Here is a 13,877-nt window from a genome sequence, read left to right on the forward strand (position 1 = left end):
AATGCGCAACCACGGTTGAATAGGAACCTTCCAATGCCGGTCGCGTACACCACATTTCCTGCCTATAGTCGCGCAGTACCAGAGCCGTCGGTGCAACCGGCGGCTTTGGAAGGAAAAATCGTGGCGGAGGCTCTCATCGCAAGCGAAGCCGATATCAAAAGTGGCCTGGCGGACAATCTGCTGCGGCTGTGGCGCTATGGCCTTGTGCTCTCGCATCGCCGCGACGTTGCCGACGATCTCGTGCAACAGACCTGTGTTCGCGCTCTGGAGCGCGTCGAGCAGTTCGAGACGGGAACGCGGCTGGACCGCTGGCTGTTCTCCATCCTTCATTCCATTTGGTTGAACGAGATCCGGTCGCAACGCGTGCGCCTCGGTCAGGGCTTCGTCGATGCAGACGAGGCCCTTGTTGTCGATGGCGCCCGCGACGCGGAAACCCATCTCATGGCAAACCAGGTTCTGCGGCTGGTCAATGCGCTGCCGGATGCGCAGCGTGCAGCGGTCTTTCTCGCCTATGTGGAAGGTCTTTCCTACAAGGAGGTCGCAAGCGTACTGGATATCCCGATCGGCACCGTGATGAGCCGCCTTGCCGCCGCGCGCGCCAAGATAGCCGCCAGTGTCTCGGGAGAGGGGGTTACATGAACGACAAGAACCAAATCCTCTCCGATGAGGAGTTGACGGCCTATATCGACGGTGAGCTGTCGGATACGGAGGTCTCGCGCATCGAGGCGCTTCTCGACTCGAACGCGCGTGCGGCCGCGAGGCTGGAGTTGCTGTCGCGGAGCAGTCTCCCCTTCAAGCAAGCCTTCGAGCCGCTGCTTGCCGAAGCTCCGAAGGCAAGGCTCGACACCTTGCTCGGCACGCCGGCCGACGCGAAGCCGGCTCCCGAACGCTTCGGTCGCCGCGGTTTCCTCGGTTCGCTTGCAGCCTGCCTCGTCGCCGGAATTGTGGCTGACCGGGCCTTCATCAGCATCCGCAATCGCGTTGATGCTCCGGATGAAAGAAGCGAATGGCGCGCCGTCGTTGCCGAATACCTCGCCCTCTATACTGTCGATACCCTGGCCGGCCCGTCGCCGTCAGGCGAAGCGCAGGCAGCCCAGCTCGCCAGGCTCGTCGACAAACTTGGCATCTCCCTGTCACCCGAAGCGGTGTCGCTGCCCGGCATCGAGTTCAAGCGCGCCCAATTGCTGCAATACGACGAAAAGCCGCTCGCACAGATTGCCTATCTGGACCCGGAGACGGGGCCGCTGGCACTCTGCATCGTTCGCTCGGACGTCGGAAAGCAGGATCCCGACGTCGAAGGCCGACGCGGCATGAATGTCGTCTACTGGTCGAACGAAACGCACGCCTTCATGCTGATTGGACGCATTCCGATCGACCGGATGCAGGAACTGGCGGAGGATGTCCGCAAAAGGACTGCATGAGGTCTGAGGCGGAGTGGCGGCGAGAGCGGCTATGAAAAAAAGGACTGCCCAATCCCGCGATTTTTTGAGATAGTTGCGTGGGGAGGATGACCTCTACGGCTCGCGTGGCCGGTTCGAATTGGTATCCCTTGAACGTCCTTGGACCCGCCCCATCCGCAGCGTGAGTCGGCTGTCGGCAAGCATTTAGCGAGCATTTTTCACTGTTCAGCACACGCTAGCCAGGAGCAATTCACATGGAAACGTGGAAACCTGATCCGAGCTTTTATCCGTCGCCACGCATGGCCATGAAGGCGGCGCCCGAGACGTTTGCCTATGTCGTCGCCTTCGATCCAACGCGAGCGGTTCCCGATGAACTTGCCGTCGTCGATGTCGATCCGACATCGGCCAGTTACGGGCAGATCATAAACAAGCTCGCGATGCCTAATGTCGGTGACGAACTGCATCATTTCGGCTGGAATGCCTGTTCGTCCTGTCTGTGCCCGAACGCGCCGCACCCGCACGCTGAACGCCGCTATCTGGTCGTGCCGGGACTGAAATCTTCCCGAATCCATATCATCGACACCAAGCCGGACGGCAAAAATCCTCAGATCGTCAAGGTGATTGAGCCCGCGGACGTGGCCGAACGAGCCGGCTATTCCCGGCCGCACACCATCCATTGCGGCCCCGAGGGCATCTATGTGGCCGCGTTGGGCAATGCCGAAGGCAAGGCCCCAGGCGGGATTTTTCTGATTGATCACAGGACTTTCGAGGTCCGCGGACAGTGGGAGATAGATCGGGGAGAGCAACAGCTCTCCTATGACGTATGGTGGCACCTTGGCCACGACACGCTCGTTACCAGCGAGTGGGGCACGCCCGATACCTTCGAAAACGGGCTCGTCCCCGACATCCTGCTCGGCGCGAAATACGGACGCCGTCTGCATTTCTGGGATCTGCACACGCGCAAGCACCTGCAGACGATCGATTTCGGCGACAAGTACCAGCTCGTATTCGAGCTCAGGCCCGCGCACGACCCGACGAAAGCCTATGGCTTTGTCAACTGCGTGCTCAGCCTAGAGGATCTCTCCTCCTCGATTTGGGTCTGGCACCGTGACGGTGAAAAATGGGGGGTGACAAAGGTGATCGACATTCCGGCGGAGCCCGCCGATGCCGACCAACTCCCGCCAATGCTCAAAGGTTTCAAGGCCGTGCCGCCGCTTGTCACCGACATCGATCTCTCGATGGATGACAGATTTCTCTACGTGTCCTGCTGGGGAACCGGCGATCTCCTTCAGTACGATGTATCAGATCCGTTCAAACCGAAGCTGACCGGCAAGGTCCGCATTGGCGGTATCGTTTCGCGTGCGTCGCACCCAGGGGCCAAGAATGGCGCGCTGAACGGGGGCCCGCAGATGGTCGAGATCAGCCGCGATGGTCGTCGCATCTACTTCACCAACTCGCTTTACGGGGCGATCGATGAGCAGTTCTATCCCGATGGCATAACGGGCTGGATGGTGAAGCTCGATGCGAAGCCGGAAGGTGGCATTGCCTTCGACGAGAAATTCTTCGTCGAATGGCCCAAGTCACACCGTCCGCATCAGGTCCGCCTGCAAGGTGGAGACTGCTCGTCGGATTCCTATTGTTATCCCTAGGGAAACGACATCAGGCAAACGAGGCGCCGATGAACGAGCTCTGGCCCTGGATGCTGCTGGCGGGACTGGGCGCCTTTCACGGTCTCAATCCCGCGATGGGGTGGCTGTTTGCCGTTGCGCTCGGCGTTCACCGGCAGAGTTTTACGGCGGTGGTTCAGGCCGTACCCGCCATTGCCCTCGGGCATGCTGTCTCCATCGCGTTGGTGGCGGGAGCTGTAGTCGCCGCCGGCCTTTTCGTGAACCAGGATGCTGTGCGCATGGCCACCGGCGTGACGCTCGTTGCCTGGGCGATCTGCCATCAAGTCTTCGGGCACAGTCGCCGCGTTCGCGTCGGCTTGCGGACGGGACTCGCCGGCCTTGTGCTCTGGTCGTTCCTGATGGCCACGGCCCATGGCGCCGGCCTCATGATCCTGCCCGCCCTGATGCCCCTCTGTCTGACCCAGCCGCCATTGCCGAATGTTGGCGGCGCCGGTTCCGCCGCCATGGCGATTGCCGCAGTCGGCGTCCACACGCTCGCAATGTTGGCGGTCACAAGCCTCATTGCGCTGACGGTTTATCGCTGGGTCGGGCTCGAAATATTGCGCAGTGCCTGGATCAACGTCGACTTGCTGTGGACGGGGGTTCTGTTCGCCACCGGTGTCGGGCTGCTGATCATCAGGTGAAGGCGAGTAGAGCTGGCACACGCGCACCAGTAAGGACCAAACGCGCAGCCGTCCAGCTTGTATCAAGCAGAGGCAGCAGCCAAGACCTCGACCCGGCAGCCGCCTGAGGACCGGATCACCGAAATTGGTGCACTCGAACGACTTAGCGCGTGGCCGCGAGCTGAACGGCGGACTTGGCGTCTTCCGTTTTCATCCGACCTTCAACGACCGCTCGGCAGGCCTTCCAGGCTCGTTGCCACTTGGCCGCACTCTGGTTCGGTTCATGGACGAGCCAGGTCAATGCCTCCTCCGGGGAGCCGACGACAATACGAATGCGGTTGTCTCCCAGCACGAGAGGTGTTTCCCATCGGTGTACCAGCATGGCCACACTCCAATCATGTGAGGGTCCGTTATCGGCGCCATCGAGTACTCGTTCCGCCTTCAGATAGATGGGTATTCGCAGCAGGCAATCAAAGGGAAGAAATGGATGGCAGGTCGCCAAGTGCCTCAAACAGGAACGGTGATCGGTGTTTCTTGGGCGACGATAAGGCGACCGATACAGATGCCGATCGCCCTTCCGAACCTCAATTCTTCTTTGGGGCGCTTTGGCTGGCCTTCGGCTGAGAACTTAAAATGGGCGGGCCGCCTTTGTCGGCGGCCGCCTTTTCCTTCTTGGGCTTCCAAGAAGACGGAGCGGCTGAAGCTCCTCCGTCTGGAACGTGAGGCTTGCGCGCCCCACCGACGGCGAAACCAAAGCGCGGGCGGCACGCTTCTTGGTCTAAACAACAACGTGATGGAGATCAGTGATCTCGGGATCTTCATGGCTAAGACACGACCATCCTCACAGTAAGGAGTTAGGCCATCCGGAACACTGCCTCTGCGTCAAGAGCCGCTGCGAGAAATGCGGACTGCGCGTCTCCCTGAGTGACTGTTTCCGTCATCGTACCAGCGTAGGCCTGCATTGCCGAGAAGAAGGCGCGGTCGTTCGTCACCAGGCCAATTCGCAAAAAAGCATGTCAAAGTCTTCTTCTGGAGATGCAACAGGATGCAGCACGCGGTTGCGTTCACAACGACTAAGACTAGCCAGCTCGGTACCGACACAGGGTCTCCGATTCCACATTCGAGAATAGTGGATCACACAGTTAGCCAGCGTAAGACATGAGGGAGAAACATTCCTCACCCGTGCGATCCACTCCCTCAATCCCCGCCTTGACGCGTTGTTCCAAGGGCCTGCTACATCGGGAAGGCGGAGAGTCCTACAGCTCCAGGAAATTTCTACCGGGGAGGCCGTCCCTGAATGGAGGCGCGTGTCCGCTCGAAGCTTGGTGGAGATATTGCCGAAGTCACCCGGCCAAAATGCCTTTCCAGTTCCCTGGATAGGTCGTCGGGGGAGGTCATCCCATGTTGGAAACGTTCGAAAAGTAGCTTGGTTGCGATGTTGTATCGCTCAGGATGAGCAACACTACTGGCAGCACTGTATCCAGCCGCATCCAAGATGCCTTGCAGCATAGTAAGGTCCCTGGAATGTAAGACATAGCCGAATTCGGAAGACACTTCGGTCCTCCTTCAATTTGGGGCGAGGGCTCTGAGCCCCTGATGCAGCAGCGCCCGTGACATTGGCTGCTGAAGAAGCGAGCATGCCTGAGCGTGGCTCCGGATGCAACGCAATTCGTGCAATTTTTGTTTTTATCAGACTTCGAGAATAAAACCAAAAATTGCGCTTGCGTTTCGTGCAGCGAGTGCCTATATGCCTTTCATCGGCATTGCTGATGAGCGCTGGAATATGTCTGCCGCTCGCAATTTGCCGCAATCGCTTTCTACTTTTGACCACGGATGTACTGGCACTGGTATGAGTAGCGATGTGAGGAAGGTCGGTGCGGTTTCGCCCCGGCCTTTTTTGTTGGCTGCTCCGCTGGTCGACGTCTTGAGGCTCACTGCGAAAGACGAACCCTGCGCGCAGGTCCTACGACAGGTCATGACCGACCTTGGCGGAGTAGGAAAGCTTGCTGAGCGCGTCGTCAAGGAACGGTGCAACTGCGGCGGCACCGATCGCCGGGGCAACAGCGATATCGAGAATTCGGCGCCGGCCAAGCGTGGTCGGGCTTTCATACGTAATGATCGCTGATGGCGGATAGAAGGAAAGGCAGAGACGGGTCGAAACGAACGGGCGCCGACCGGCTGCAGACCGGTGCATCAGCATTCGGATGCCATCCTGGAAGCCGCGAGTGTTCGCCTCATGGAGCAGCTCTAGATAGTTCGATCTGATCGCAAAGGTATGAGATGCAGATACCCCGTTGTCGAGCCGCGAGCAGCTTGTCAGCTCAGCCATTCTCCAGATGGAGCTCCAGCACTTCGATGTCGGCGGGACGGCCGTTGCGTCTTGCGGCGATCGAGACGTCTTCAAGATGCAAGCGCATCACGTCGCGTTCATGTTCGCAAAGCTTTTGGAGCTGCGCCTTGGACATCGGTTCCTTCGAGTTCATCTTCAGCTCGGCCATGAGCGTGTTGAGCTTCCGACCGACTGCTTGAGCCTTTTTATGGTCCGAACAATGAAAGCCGGCTGCCCGGCTGGCATCGCGTGAAAGAACTGGGAACACGCGCCCGCCGGTAAAAGATGTTGCCGCGGCGAATAAGGTTGTGGACGTCGTGGCGGACCGCCATGGGATAGTTGCCCTTGCCTGCCACTGCGACGCCCCCGCGCTCATTAGGCAGGCATCACCTGTGTGCTACAGTTCTGGGCATCAGGTCGCGCATGATGCCAAAACGATATCCGGCAGGACCGGAAAATCAAGGAATTAAGGTGATTTAGGGAGAATTGGCTGGGGAACCTGGATTCGAACCAAGATCGACGGAGTCAGAGTCCGCTGTTCTACCATTGAACTATTCCCCAGCAGGTGCGGCGCTCGAAGCGGCTCCGCTGGTGTGCGGCGCTTATAAACAAAAGCTGGCGGATTGCAAATACCTGTTTCGAAAAAAATGAACAGGGGTTTTACGCTGGCTTTTGAGCTCGAAGAGAGGACCTATTTCGCTAACGCCAAAAAGAATTTGGTGATTTCGCCATGCGCTGGTATCTTCGCGCCAACGCAAAATCGAATGAGCGCCTGCTGCATACCTTTTGGACTTGCGCGGCGCGATGGAAAAAGAACGTGGAAGACCCCGAACGCGGCCAAAGGCCGCAAGGTAACGGGGCGTCGGCGGCAGGGCGCAGGGATGGCAAGAAATCCAGGCGCCGCAAGGGCAAGCGTGGCGGGCAATCCCGCAATGCGAACCAGTCCGCTCAGCATGTCCTGTCCGGCGATGCCGGAGAGGCGGCGCGCCCAATTGAAGCCGACAATGTCGCGCGCAAGCGCAAGCGTCGCCGTCGCGGGGCAGGCGCTCCAGGCGAAGCGGTTCAACAGCATCAGGCAAGCAACGAAAACGCCCTAAGCGCGACGCACGCTGTTCGCGGAGACGGCGAATCGGTGCCGAGTCGCCGCAATCGCCGCAAGCATCGCGGCAAGCGCGGCCTCCAGGGACGCCCACTGGTCCATGAAAAGCCGACCGGACGTCCGGCCCAGCCGCAGCAGCCAGCGCCCGCCGGGCGGGCGGGGGCAGCCGAATTGCGAACCGGCCAGAACGATAATCGTGGGGCGCGCCCGTCCGAAGGAGGGCAGCGCAGCCACGAATATCCGTGGCCGGATGAGCTTTACGCCGCTCTCGATCTCGGCACCAACAATTGCCGTCTTCTGATCGCGCAACCGACGCGGCCGGGTCAGTTTCGCGTTGTCGACGCCTTCTCCCGGATCGTACGCTTGGGCGAGGGACTGGCGGCAAGCGGCCGCCTCTCCGACGATGCGATGGATCGCGCCGTCGATGCGCTCCGCGTCTGCGCCTCCAAGCTGAAGAGCCGCGAAATCCGCCGTATGCGGCTGATCGCGACCGAGGCCTGCCGGCAGGCGAGCAACGGGGCCGTGTTCCTCGAACGCGTCATTGCCGAGACCGGCCTCGAACTCGAGATTATCGATCGGGAGACCGAAGCGCGGCTTGCCGTCTCGGGCTGCTCGTCGCTCGTCGGACGCGAGACCCGCTCCGTTGTCCTCTTCGATATCGGCGGCGGCTCCTCCGAAATCGCGGTCATTCGTATCGGCGACAACCGCTTCAATCGCCTCGCAAACCACATCACCCACTGGACCTCGCTTCCCGTCGGCGTCGTCACGCTATCGGAGCGTCATGGCGGGCGCGATGTCACCCCGGATGTTTTCGAGGGCATGGTGGTGGAAGTGGCGGGCATGCTCGACAACTTCGATTGCCCTGCGATCGACATCGGTCACGCGGATGATTTCCATCTCATCGGCACCTCGGGAACGGTGACGACGCTTGCAGGCGTCCACCTCGACCTGCCGCGCTACGACCGCCGCAAGGTCGACGGCATCTGGCTTTCGGACGACGAGGTCTCGGCGATGCAGGCAAAGCTGCTGTCGTGGGATTTCGCAAGCCGGGCCGCCAATCCCTGTATCGGACCGGATCGCGCCGATCTGGTGCTCGCCGGCTGCGCGATTCTGGAGGCGATCCGCCGCCGCTGGCCGAGCCCGCGCATGCGGGTTGCCGATCGCGGCTTGAGGGAAGGCCTGCTCACGGACATGATGGCGGACGACGGCGTCTGGCGGCGCCACCGCAACCGCCGCGGCCAGCGCGGCAAATAGGGGACAAGCATGGCGAAGCCAACGATTGCGGGTAGCCGCACCGGCCGCAAACTCGGCCAGCGCGTCAAGAACAAGAAGATGAAGGCGTCGTCGCGGCAATGGCTGCAGCGCCACATCAACGATCCCTATGTGCAGCGCGCCCAGCTCGAGGGCTATCGCGCTCGTGCCGCCTTCAAGCTGCTCGAGATCGACGAGAAGCACGGCATCCTGAAGGGCGCCCGCCGCATCATCGATCTGGGTGCCGCACCGGGAAGCTGGTCGCAGATCGCTGCCAAGGTCACGGGCTCGACGGATGAGGATATCCGTGTGGCGGCGATCGACTTCCTGGAGATGGATCAGCTGCCGGGCGTGAAGATCCTGCAGCTGGACTTCCTCGATCCGTCAGCGCCGGCACAGTTGATCGAGGCCGTCGGCGGCACGCCTGATCTGGTGATCTCGGACATGGCAGCCCCCACGACCGGCCACCACCGTACCGACCATTTGCGCACCATGCATCTCTGCGAAGTGGCGGCACACTTTGCCATCGAAGTGCTGGGGGAGGGTGGCCACTTCCTGGCAAAGACCTTCCAGGGAGGCACCGAACGCGATCTTCTCAACATGCTGAAGCGGCATTTCAAGCAGGTTGTCCACGTCAAGCCGCCGTCGTCGCGGGCCGAATCTGTGGAGATGTTCCTGCTGGCGAAAGGCTTCAAGGGCCGCCAGATGGAGCCCGATGTCACCGAAGCTTGATCTTTGGGCTGGTCTCGGGTGATGATCCGATCTCCCAAGACTTGGAATGCCCGGGTACCATGCTCCTATACGTCACCCTCGGAACCAACGACATTGATGAAGCGCGGCGGTTTTACGATATCGTGCTGCCGCTGCTCGGCTATCGCCGCCAGCGCTACTCCGAAGAGGAAATCGGCTACGCCGCAGATGGCGACACCCGATGCCGGCTCTGGATCGTAACCCCGTTCAACCGCAGGCGGGCATCAACTGGCAACGGCTCGATGGTCGCGCTTCATGCCGAGCGCCGTGCGGACGTCGATGCGTTTCATGCCGCAGCCCTTGCCGCGGGCGGCGTTGACGAAGGCGCCCCCGGATTGCGGCCGTTCCATGCCAATTTCTATGCCGCCTATGTGCGCGATCCGGATGGCAACAAGCTGAGCGCCGTCTGCGAGACTCCGGAATAGGCCTTACTTCACGGCCTGTTGTTCCGCCTCGATCGTCGCCGGGGTGATGCGCTTCGCACGGTGGCCGGAAACAAGCGCGCCGGCGCTCCTGTCCATTCGGATGAACGGGATGGTCGCCACGACAGTCAGGATCGCGATCACGTAGAAGGCGACGTGGAAGTCGGCCACCTGCAGCGCCTCGCCGCGGAAATAGATCGATGTTTCAAGGATTGCTGCGGCAACCGCGACGCCAAGCGCCAGGCTGATCTGCTGCATCACCGAGCTCATCGACGTTGCCTGGCTCGCCTGTGCATCGTCGATGTCGGCAAAGGCCAGCGCATTGACGCCGGTAAAGAAGAACGAGCGCGAGAAGCCGCCGACCAAAAGAATGGCGATGATGACGAGATGTGGCGTCTGTGGCGTGAAGAAGCCGGTCGCGACCGTAACCACGGTCGTCACCCCTGCTGCCGAAAGCAGTGTGGTGCGGAAGCCGGCAGCCGCGAAAACGCGACGCGCCATGAACTTGGTCGTGATCGCCCCGATCGCGCCGGCAAAAGTGATGAGACCCGATTGGAACGGCGTCAGGCCGAAGCCGAGCTGCAGCATCAGCGGCGTCAGGAAGGGCATGGCGCCGATACAGATGCGAAACAGCGTGCCGCCGGTTGTCGATGCGCGGAACGTCGGATTGCGGAAGAGGTTCAGATTGAGGATCGGCGCTGGATGCCGTTTGGCATGGCGCACATAGAGAAAACCGCAGACGAGGCCGATTGCCGTCGCCATGATGCCGATAACGGGCGGCAAGGCCGGGAGGCTGACGACGGAAAGGCCGAAGACGACGCCGGCGGCCGAAAACGATGTCAGCAAAAAGCCGGTGAAATCCAGCTTCGGCGGCGCCGTCGCCTCAACCTCCGGCAGGAAGATCGTTGCCAGCCAGACGCCGACAATGCCGACCGGCACGTTGATCAGGAAGATCCAGTGCCAGGTGAAATAGGTGGTGATGAAGCCGCCTAACGGCGGTCCGGCCAACGGTCCGACGAGCGCCGGGATGGTCAGCAAGGCCATCGCCGAGACAAGCTCGCTTCGCTTCGTCGTTCGCAGAAGCACAAGGCGGCCAACCGGCGTCATCATCGCCCCGCCCATGCCCTGCAGGAAGCGCGCAATGACGAACTCGATCAGGCCGGACGAGATTGCGCAGAAGATCGACCCGACGACGAAGACGCAGATAGCCAGGCGGAAAATGCGCTTGGCGCCAAACCGGTCCGCCATCCAGCCGCTGATCGGAATGAAGACCGCAAGCGACACCATGTAGGAGGTCAGTGCCAGCTTCAGCGTGATCGGCCCGACGTGGAGATCGTTGGCGATGGCGGGCAGGGCGGTCGATATGACGGTGGAGTCCATCTGCTCCATGAAGAGAGCAACGGCGAGGATCAGCGGAACGATGCGGTTCATACGCGAAATGCCTTGAAGGTCTTGCGAAGGCGGTGGAGGCCCGTGCTCTGTAGTCCTCGCGACAGGCTCTGCCAACCCTTCATTCCGCTTCCGAAGCACGTTTGCATCACGTCTGCGTGAGACCGCTTGCTCAGCAAATTCAACGGCCAAGATTGACATATGCTTGTTTTGGTCGGGTGCAACAAACGCGGCGGCTGTTGGTCATTTGGGGGTATGCGGCAGTGATGCTGCACGCTATTGGGAGGCGGGATATGGCACTACCGGGGATGAAACGGCGCACTTTGCTTGCTGCGGGCATCAGCCTGCTGGCGACGCCGATGATTTTGAAAGAGACGGCCGCTATGGCCGTAAGTGGAGACAAGACCAAGATGGATGCGACGCCGCAGCCCCAGTTCAATCAGTTTAAACTCGGCTCCTACAAATTTACCGTCTTCAAGGACGGCGCCACGATTGCCGAAAAGCCCTATGAAACCTTCGGAACCAACCAGACGCCGGAAACGGTTCAGGAGCTGCTTGCGAGGAATTTCCTGCCGACCGACAAGTTCGTCAATACTTACGCACCGACGCTGATCGACACAGGATCGGATGTCATCCTTGTCGATACGGGTTTTGGCGAAGGCGGTCGCGCCCGCGGCAGCGGGCTGCTTCGCGATGGGCTCAAGGCTGCCGGCTATTCGCCCGACGACATCACGCTGGTCGCGCTGACCCATCTGCATGGCGATCATATTGGCGGCCTGATGGAAGGGGGCGCACCGGCCTTCAAGAACGCGCGTTACGTCATCGGCCAGATCGAATACGATTTCTGGACGGACAAAGCGCGTGAAGGCACAGCCGCCGAAGGCGGTCACAAGACAGTTCTCGCCAACGTCGTGCCGCTTGCCGAGAAAGCGACGTTCATCGGCGATGGCGGCACTGTTGCAAGCGGCATCACCGCAATGCTGGCGCCGGGCCACACGCAGGGCCACATGGTTTTCCACATCGAATCCGAGGGTAAGCGCCTCGTGGCAACGGGCGACACCGCCAATCACTATATTCTGTCGCTGCAGAAGCCGGATTGGGAGGTTCGTTTCGATATGGACAAGGCGCAGGCAGCAGCAACGCGCCGCAAGGTCTTCGGCATGATCGCGGCCGACAAGATTGCCTTCCTAGGCTACCACATGCCGTTCCCCGCCGTCGGCTTTGTCGAGGCACACGACGACGGATATCGCTTCGTTCCGAAGACCTATCAGTTCGACCTGTGAGACCGCTGCATGGCAGCCATACCAAGCCCGGCGAACACGTCGGGCTTTTTGCTATTCACTTCCTGTCATAGACGTGTTACGAGCCCTCGCCAACTTCCAAAGCAACCCTTGCACACTGCCGGTGCGGACGATTCGTTCCGGGAGGCGTTGCATTTTTCTTAATTGAAGGAAATTGGCCATGGCTCGCATCATAGAAACGCCAACCGGTTTGGATGCACTCACCTTCGATGACGTGCTCCTGCAGCCCGGTCATTCCGAGGTCCTGCCCGGTCAGACGAGCGTTGCAACGCGCATCGCCACTGACTTCGAGCTGAATATCCCGATCATCTCTTCGGCCATGGACACCGTCACGGAAAGCCGCCTTGCCATCGCCATGGCTCAGGCCGGTGGCCTTGGCGTGATCCACAAGAACCTGACGCCGGCCGAGCAGGCCGAACAGGTCCGCCAGGTCAAGAAGTTCGAAAGCGGCATGGTCGTCAACCCGGTTACGATCGGTCCCGACGCGACGCTCGCCGATGCGCTCGGGCTGATGAAGACTTACAGCATCTCGGGCATCCCGGTCGTTGAAAAGTCCGGCCGTCTCGTCGGTATTCTAACCAACCGCGATGTTCGCTTCGCCTCCGATCCGAAGCAGAAGATCTACGAGTTGATGACGCGCGAGAATCTCGTCACGGTCAAGGAAAGCGTCGACCAGCAGGAAGCCAAGCGTCTGCTTCATGCGCATCGCATTGAGAAGCTGCTGGTGGTCGACGGAGAAGGCCGCTGCGTCGGTCTCATTACCGTCAAGGACATTGAAAAGTCGCAGCTCAACCCGAACGCATCCAAGGATGCGCAGGGCCGCCTTCGCGCCGCTGCCGCTGTCGGCGTCGGTGACGATGGTTTCGAGCGCGCCGAACGCCTGATCGAGGCAGGCGTCGATCTTCTCGTCGTCGATACCGCGCATGGTCATTCGCAGGGCGTTCTCAATGCCGTCGGACGAGTAAAGAAGCTATCCAACTCCGTCCGCGTCATGGCCGGCAACGTCGCGACATCTGACGGCACCAAGGCGCTGATCGATGCAGGTGCCGATGCCGTCAAGGTCGGTATTGGCCCGGGCTCGATCTGCACGACGCGCATCGTCGCCGGTGTCGGCGTTCCGCAGCTCGCAGCCATCATGTCGGCGGTTGAGGCAGCACGGGCGCAGGATATCCCTGTCATCGCCGACGGTGGCATCAAGTTCTCGGGTGACGTCGCCAAGGCGATCGCATCCGGCGCTTCCGCTGTCATGATCGGTTCGCTGCTCGCCGGCACCGATGAGAGCCCGGGTGAAGTCTATCTCTACCAGGGCCGTTCCTTCAAAGCCTATCGCGGCATGGGTTCCGTCGGCGCCATGGCGCGCGGCTCGGCAGACCGCTACTTCCAGGCGGAAGTGCGCGATACGCTGAAGCTCGTGCCCGAGGGCATCGAAGGCCAAGTTCCCTACAAGGGCCCGGTTTCGGGCGTCCTGCATCAGCTTGCAGGCGGCCTCAAGGCAGCCATGGGTTATGTCGGCGGCAAGGACATCAAGGACTTCCAGGAGCGCGCGACCTTCGTGCGCATCTCCGGCGCCGGCCTTCGCGAAAGCCACCCTCACGATGTGACGATCACCCGCGAGAGCCCCAACTATCCGGGCTCCGGCGGCTGAA

Annotated in this window: 13 protein-coding genes, 1 tRNA gene and 1 pseudogene; 9 read left to right on the forward strand and 6 right to left on the reverse strand. The window is 60.9% G+C overall.

Annotation, left to right across the window (positions count from 1 at the left end; genetic code table 11):
- Positions 1-33 precede the first annotated feature (33 nt).
- The 4 genes from AS026_RS36925 to AS026_RS36940 all read left to right on the forward strand — a co-directional run bounded on the left by AS026_RS36925 (position 34) and on the right by AS026_RS36940 (position 3,711).
- Complete coding sequence (locus tag AS026_RS36925; RefSeq protein WP_025659483.1) at positions 34-639, forward strand: RNA polymerase sigma factor; 606 nt, start codon at positions 34-36, stop codon at positions 637-639.
- On the forward strand, positions 636-1,421 hold the full coding sequence (locus tag AS026_RS36930; protein ID WP_062375992.1) for an anti-sigma factor family protein: 786 nt from the start codon (positions 636-638) through the stop codon (positions 1,419-1,421). The genes AS026_RS36925 and AS026_RS36930 overlap by 4 nt, the downstream gene beginning before the upstream one ends.
- A 233-nt stretch (positions 1,422-1,654) precedes the next feature.
- Entirely contained in the window at positions 1,655-3,049 is a 1,395-nt protein-coding gene (locus AS026_RS36935; RefSeq protein ID WP_062375996.1) for a selenium-binding family protein, read from the forward strand.
- Between the two features lie 29 nt (positions 3,050-3,078).
- Complete coding sequence (locus AS026_RS36940) at positions 3,079-3,711, forward strand: hypothetical protein (RefSeq protein ID WP_025659480.1); 633 nt, start codon at positions 3,079-3,081, stop codon at positions 3,709-3,711.
- A gap of 142 nt (positions 3,712-3,853) precedes the next feature.
- Here AS026_RS36940 and AS026_RS36945 read toward each other — a convergent pair whose 3' ends face one another.
- From AS026_RS36945 to AS026_RS36955, 5 genes and pseudogenes are all read right to left on the reverse strand, one after another.
- Complete coding sequence (locus AS026_RS36945; RefSeq protein WP_025659479.1) at positions 3,854-4,072, reverse strand: DUF982 domain-containing protein; 219 nt, start codon at positions 4,070-4,072, stop codon at positions 3,854-3,856.
- 472 nt (positions 4,073-4,544) lie between these two features.
- Positions 4,545-4,682, reverse strand: a complete 138-nt coding sequence (locus AS026_RS42170; protein ID WP_156932686.1) for a hypothetical protein — start codon at positions 4,680-4,682, stop codon at positions 4,545-4,547.
- Positions 4,683-5,689: 1,007 nt separating this feature from the next.
- Positions 5,690-5,788: pseudogene (locus AS026_RS44730) on the reverse strand (LysR family transcriptional regulator); the annotation flags it as partial.
- Positions 5,789-6,011: 223 nt separating this feature from the next.
- Complete coding sequence (locus tag AS026_RS43875) at positions 6,012-6,188, reverse strand: hypothetical protein (protein ID WP_245271653.1); 177 nt, start codon at positions 6,186-6,188, stop codon at positions 6,012-6,014.
- 318 nt (positions 6,189-6,506) lie between these two features.
- Positions 6,507-6,580 (reverse strand) — tRNA-Gln (locus AS026_RS36955).
- Positions 6,581-6,836: 256 nt separating this feature from the next.
- Here AS026_RS36955 and AS026_RS36960 point away from each other — a divergent pair.
- Genes AS026_RS36960 through AS026_RS36970 form a run of 3 tightly spaced genes read left to right on the forward strand, consistent with a single transcriptional unit; the run spans position 6,837 to position 9,544 of the window.
- Positions 6,837-8,372, forward strand: a complete 1,536-nt coding sequence (locus AS026_RS36960; protein ID WP_025659477.1) for a Ppx/GppA phosphatase family protein — start codon at positions 6,837-6,839, stop codon at positions 8,370-8,372.
- A gap of 9 nt (positions 8,373-8,381) precedes the next feature.
- Positions 8,382-9,101 (forward strand): RlmE family RNA methyltransferase, encoded by a 720-nt coding sequence (locus tag AS026_RS36965; RefSeq protein ID WP_018856877.1) that lies wholly within the window; start codon positions 8,382-8,384, stop codon positions 9,099-9,101.
- Positions 9,102-9,160: 59 nt separating this feature from the next.
- A complete protein-coding gene (locus AS026_RS36970) occupies positions 9,161-9,544 on the forward strand; it encodes a VOC family protein (RefSeq protein WP_018856878.1) in 384 nt (127 codons plus the stop codon).
- A 3-nt stretch (positions 9,545-9,547) separates the two neighbouring features.
- On the opposite strand, the gene AS026_RS36975 is transcribed toward AS026_RS36970, so the two are convergent.
- Positions 9,548-10,972: a DHA2 family efflux MFS transporter permease subunit gene (locus AS026_RS36975; RefSeq protein WP_025659476.1), complete on the reverse strand. Its 1,425-nt coding sequence runs from the start codon at positions 10,970-10,972 to the stop codon at positions 9,548-9,550.
- A 251-nt stretch (positions 10,973-11,223) separates the two neighbouring features.
- On the opposite strand from AS026_RS36975, the gene AS026_RS36980 reads away from it, so the two are divergent.
- Both AS026_RS36980 and guaB read left to right on the forward strand, forming a co-directional pair.
- Entirely contained in the window at positions 11,224-12,213 is a 990-nt protein-coding gene (locus AS026_RS36980) for an MBL fold metallo-hydrolase (RefSeq protein ID WP_025659475.1), read from the forward strand.
- Positions 12,214-12,391: 178 nt separating this feature from the next.
- Complete coding sequence (guaB, locus tag AS026_RS36985) at positions 12,392-13,876, forward strand: IMP dehydrogenase (RefSeq protein ID WP_018856881.1); 1,485 nt, start codon at positions 12,392-12,394, stop codon at positions 13,874-13,876.
- Position 13,877: the final 1 nt, after the last annotated feature.

This window comes from Rhizobium altiplani, assembly GCF_001542405.1.
GTDB classification, from domain to species: domain Bacteria; phylum Pseudomonadota; class Alphaproteobacteria; order Rhizobiales; family Rhizobiaceae; genus Rhizobium; species Rhizobium altiplani.